The 3,537-nt window shown below is 35.0% G+C and carries 8 protein-coding genes; 1 reads left to right on the forward strand and 7 read right to left on the reverse strand.

Annotated features, from left to right (window positions below; genetic code table 11):
- From Megvenef_RS08010 to Megvenef_RS08035, 6 genes are all read right to left on the reverse strand, one after another.
- The coding region (locus Megvenef_RS08010) for a hypothetical protein (protein WP_322777426.1) at nucleotides 1-441 on the reverse strand (441 nt) is incomplete at its 3' end.
- Complete coding sequence (locus Megvenef_RS08015; protein WP_322777427.1) at nucleotides 438-935, reverse strand: hypothetical protein; 498 nt, start codon at nucleotides 933-935, stop codon at nucleotides 438-440. The genes Megvenef_RS08010 and Megvenef_RS08015, both read right to left, overlap by 4 nt.
- Complete coding sequence (locus tag Megvenef_RS08020) at nucleotides 919-2,028, reverse strand: MT-A70 family methyltransferase (protein WP_322777428.1); 1,110 nt, start codon at nucleotides 2,026-2,028, stop codon at nucleotides 919-921. Before Megvenef_RS08020 ends, Megvenef_RS08015 begins: the two co-directional genes overlap by 17 nt.
- 11 nt (nucleotides 2,029-2,039) lie before the next feature.
- Nucleotides 2,040-2,396, reverse strand: a complete 357-nt coding sequence (locus tag Megvenef_RS08025; RefSeq protein WP_322777429.1) for a ParB N-terminal domain-containing protein — start codon at nucleotides 2,394-2,396, stop codon at nucleotides 2,040-2,042.
- On the reverse strand, nucleotides 2,393-2,515 hold the full coding sequence (locus Megvenef_RS08030; RefSeq protein ID WP_322777114.1) for a hypothetical protein: 123 nt from the start codon (nucleotides 2,513-2,515) through the stop codon (nucleotides 2,393-2,395). The genes Megvenef_RS08025 and Megvenef_RS08030 overlap by 4 nt, the downstream gene beginning before the upstream one ends.
- Entirely contained in the window at nucleotides 2,512-2,658 is a 147-nt protein-coding gene (locus Megvenef_RS08035; RefSeq protein WP_322777430.1) for a hypothetical protein, read from the reverse strand. The genes Megvenef_RS08030 and Megvenef_RS08035 overlap by 4 nt, the downstream gene beginning before the upstream one ends.
- A 418-nt stretch (nucleotides 2,659-3,076) precedes the next feature.
- On the opposite strand from Megvenef_RS08035, the gene Megvenef_RS08040 reads away from it, so the two are divergent.
- Entirely contained in the window at nucleotides 3,077-3,280 is a 204-nt protein-coding gene (locus Megvenef_RS08040) for a hypothetical protein (RefSeq protein WP_322777431.1), read from the forward strand.
- A 57-nt stretch (nucleotides 3,281-3,337) separates the two neighbouring features.
- On the opposite strand, the gene Megvenef_RS08045 is transcribed toward Megvenef_RS08040, so the two are convergent.
- A partial coding sequence (locus Megvenef_RS08045; protein ID WP_322777432.1) for a hypothetical protein occupies nucleotides 3,338-3,537 on the reverse strand: 200 nt, incomplete at its 5' end.

The raw sequence follows: 3,537 nt of genomic DNA on the forward strand, positions 1-3,537 counted from the left end.
TACCTTTTTTTCTAGACCAATTTCACTATAGAAATGAGGCGTGTCTTTCCATACTAAAAGATACATATTATTGTTAAATCTTTTACCGTGATAATATTCAGTTCTAAAATCTCTAGTAAGTAAACCTAACTTTTCTAATAAGACCAATTTTCTTCTGATTAACTCAGTAGTACATTTATGCTTATTAGCTAAATACTCATAACCTATCTGCCACCCATAGCCGCTTAGCTTTGACGAGTAGACTATATTACCTTGGATATTTGTTTTCTTAGGCTTATACCAAGACCTAGCTTCTGTGTAGATATCGATAGCCAGATAATCTGCTTTGCCACTCTCAGTAAGAATGATATTGTATAAAGCCTCTATTCTGATATTCCCTTCTTCCTTTAAGAGGTTCTTTTTATTATTAATTTTTGTATTGAGGTTAGTTTGTGCTTTCATGCATTTCCCCCTATATGACTTACAAAACCTTCCAGAGTTCCTATTTTATGAGCACAATATTTATCTGCTTCTTCTGTTGATAAAAGAAAGCCTTTTGAGGTATCTAGCTTATTTGGTCGTACAAGATATTTTCCTGTTTTATGTAATTGACGCAGAAGTTTCTTTGAAAAAATAAAAAGAATTTTGTAGTTTCCTATACAGTAGAGCCATGCGTTATCTTGATGATAAATTCCTGCTGTATAATAAGGTTCGTAAGGACTTTTTCTTTTAGAAACTTCTATCCATAAGTTACCTGTTTCTTCAAAACTCCTATCATATTTGAGTTCAAACCCCTGCATATTTTCGCCATGCTTATATTGGTATTTTTTACTTGAATAATTGCCCAATAATATATTTAAACGCTCCCATATGATTTCCATGCAATGATCTTGGAATTCTTGACCTAACTCCAGTTGTTCCTCAAAGAGCTTATCATAATCAAACTTCGTTTCCATAAGCCTCCCAACCCTCCACTTTCTTACGAGAAAACAATTCTATTTTGTTGCCGTACGTGTACAGAGTTTCGATTATGTTTCTGAATTCTTCAGGCTTTTCTGAGTGCCTACCTGTACGCTCTATAGTTTGTACAGAGTTAAAACGCTGGGTATTATCTGGCGTGCAACTACCTTTAGTCGCTATTATTAAATGTTCATGCCTAACATACGTGTAGTTACCTAAATTAGGTTTTACCTTGTTCCAAATAATATTTGTCTTGTACTTGAACCCCCATGCGTTTACTACTTCAAAAGCTTCTTCTAACAACGGAGCAGTTGCCCACATAAACAACACCGCATTATCTTCAGCTAGTTCTTTAACTGATAGGTCTTTAATATCCTCTAAACTCATTGTATTGTAGTGATCAATAGCACCGCCCATACCTGAGCGCTCATCGCCATAACTCCAAGGTGGGTCAGCATAGATTACTCTGTACTTACCCTCAGGCCATTCGGTTACTTTGTTAGCCTCCAAACGTTCGGCTTTTTGTAAATTGCGGTAAGCTCTGTCTATTGAAACCTTGCCTTCTATGACCTCTTGTTTTATTTCGTTAGGGGCTTTTTCTATAAGCTTTTCATACTTAAAAGCATTTCCATAGCTGGTCTCTGCCATTTTCGCTACCGCTTCTAATGATTTTCCCGTTTCTTCTCGATAGGTCAGATCTGACCTATCGAGAGTTTTGTTTTTAGAGTTATTTTTTAAAGTAATAAGTTGACGGTTCTTCGCTTTTTCCTGTTCAAATTCTTTAAAATGAAAGGCCAAGTCAAGCCTTACTGCAATGCTTAAGTTACGTCTGCTAAACTGGTTATTTATCATCCACAGCTTTACGTCTAACTCACTTTCAAGTTCAGGCTTATTTACTACTGTGAACTCAATGTTATATTTCTGACATATGCCGTATCTATGATGACCGTCTATTATGTAGCCATTCCAAGTTACTAACGGGTCGCGGCAACCTTCGGCTATTATGCTTCTCTCTAAGGCAATCATTTCTTCGGTTGATAGCGGTGGTATTAATCGCTTAAACTCTTCATTTATTACTAGTTCTGTCATTCTAATTTTTTTTATTTTATTGATTTTTCCGTTTCGATTTCCTTGTGTTTACATGCAAGCTCTATTCTCTTTACTGCTGATAATTGACGACTATAGAGATACTTACTAAGCTCATTTTCGATTATCCATAGCTTTACATCTAGCTCGGTTTTTAGTTCTTGCTTCTTATTTACCGTAGTGAATGGAATGTAATTTTTATGGCATATAGCGTAACGATGGTGACCGTCTATTATGGTATTGCCCCAAATTATTAAAGAATGACGGCAGCCTTCAGCTTTTATGCTTTCTTCTAAGTTTTCTAACTGTTTAGGTGACAATTGAGGTATTAACTCTTGGAATTCATGGTTTATGTTTAGTTCCCTAATCATGCATTCCCCCCTTCTACTATCAAAAGAATATTTTGTTGATCGTTTTGCGCACGACTTATGACATATGCCCACAGTGCAACCATGTCAAAATGTTCTAATTCTTCTCTTGCTGAGTTCATTTAAACCTCTTCGTGGTTAGTTCTTCTATATTCAGTATCAATTCTGCTAAAGTTCCTGCATCCCTTGCAAAGACATCTTGGCCAGTCTCACCGGCTTCAATCATTCGCATAATGCGTTTGGCTATTTTCTGTAAATCACTCATTTGTTTCCTCTGTTAAAGTTAAGTTTAAAAGCGTGTCTAAATCTGCTCAAAATAGACATGGCATTGACCCTAAATTCATCTGTGTTCTAACCCGAATAGCTACTATCTCAATGTCAGTGGTTTAGTACCCTCATTCTCCGAAACCAAACCTATCAATGTTATTGCATCAGCTATAAAGGTTAGCCTGCTCAGAGATCCAGCCTCTACCTTGCGCATTATTTTCATCCGCTTGGCTACTTAGTAAGTAATCAAATCTATTAAATTGCATGTTATAAAATTTTTTCCATTAACAATTGTTATTGTAATTAGACCTATTTTTTTTAAATTTGTGAGAGCAGAAGAGATGGTTTTCTCGCACTTACCATATTTTTTCATTAAGAATTCATTTGTAATACTTTTATCTGATATCAAAGATATTATGAAAATATGCTATGAAAAAAGTGGGTACGAGTTGTCAAAGTTAGACTTAGTCGTTTTGTTTTCTGTAGTTGATCCTACAAATAAAATATACTCTACAACGGTAAATGACGAATTGATCCTCAGAAAATTACAGATTACTCTAGAAGAATACGAAGAAACTCTAGAAAAGCTAAGTAAAGATGGTATGATACTTAGCCTATGATGCTTACTCATTACCAGTCATTGAGAAGATAGGTAAGTAAATTGTATGATTCCTTGATTAGCTGAGTGTATCATTAATAAAAGCTAACACCCCTTTCTCAAATATTTTTCTTCTGCTACCATCGGGTAAAGATTGCCAAAATTTCTTCTGCTGTGAAGTAACTCTTAATATTATCTCAGTGTATTTATGGTTAGACTCTTGTAAATTTGGAACAAAAAGCGATAATTTTTTTTGTTCCATTCTGTACAGTATATCTC

The sequence above is a fragment of the Candidatus Megaera venefica genome, assembly GCF_034554655.1.
GTDB lineage: Bacteria > Pseudomonadota > Alphaproteobacteria > Rickettsiales > Rickettsiaceae > Megaera_A > Megaera_A venefica.

What these genes read in the sequence shown, in the direction of transcription:
- Megvenef_RS08020 (WP_322777428.1), bottom strand. Translation starts at nt 2,028, where the DNA reads ATGACAGAACTAGTAATAAATGAAGAGTTTAAGCGATTAATACCACCG.
- Megvenef_RS08015 (WP_322777427.1), bottom strand. Translation starts at nt 935, where the DNA reads ATGGAAACGAAGTTTGATTATGATAAGCTCTTTGAGGAACAACTGGAG.
- Megvenef_RS08035 (WP_322777430.1), bottom strand. Translation starts at nt 2,658, where the DNA reads ATGAGTGATTTACAGAAAATAGCCAAACGCATTATGCGAATGATTGAA.
- Megvenef_RS08030 (WP_322777114.1), bottom strand. Translation starts at nt 2,515, where the DNA reads ATGAACTCAGCAAGAGAAGAATTAGAACATTTTGACATGGTTGCACTG.
- Megvenef_RS08025 (WP_322777429.1), bottom strand. Translation starts at nt 2,396, where the DNA reads ATGATTAGGGAACTAAACATAAACCATGAATTCCAAGAGTTAATACCT.
- Megvenef_RS08040 (WP_322777431.1), top strand. Translation starts at nt 3,077, where the DNA reads ATGAAAATATGCTATGAAAAAAGTGGGTACGAGTTGTCAAAGTTAGAC.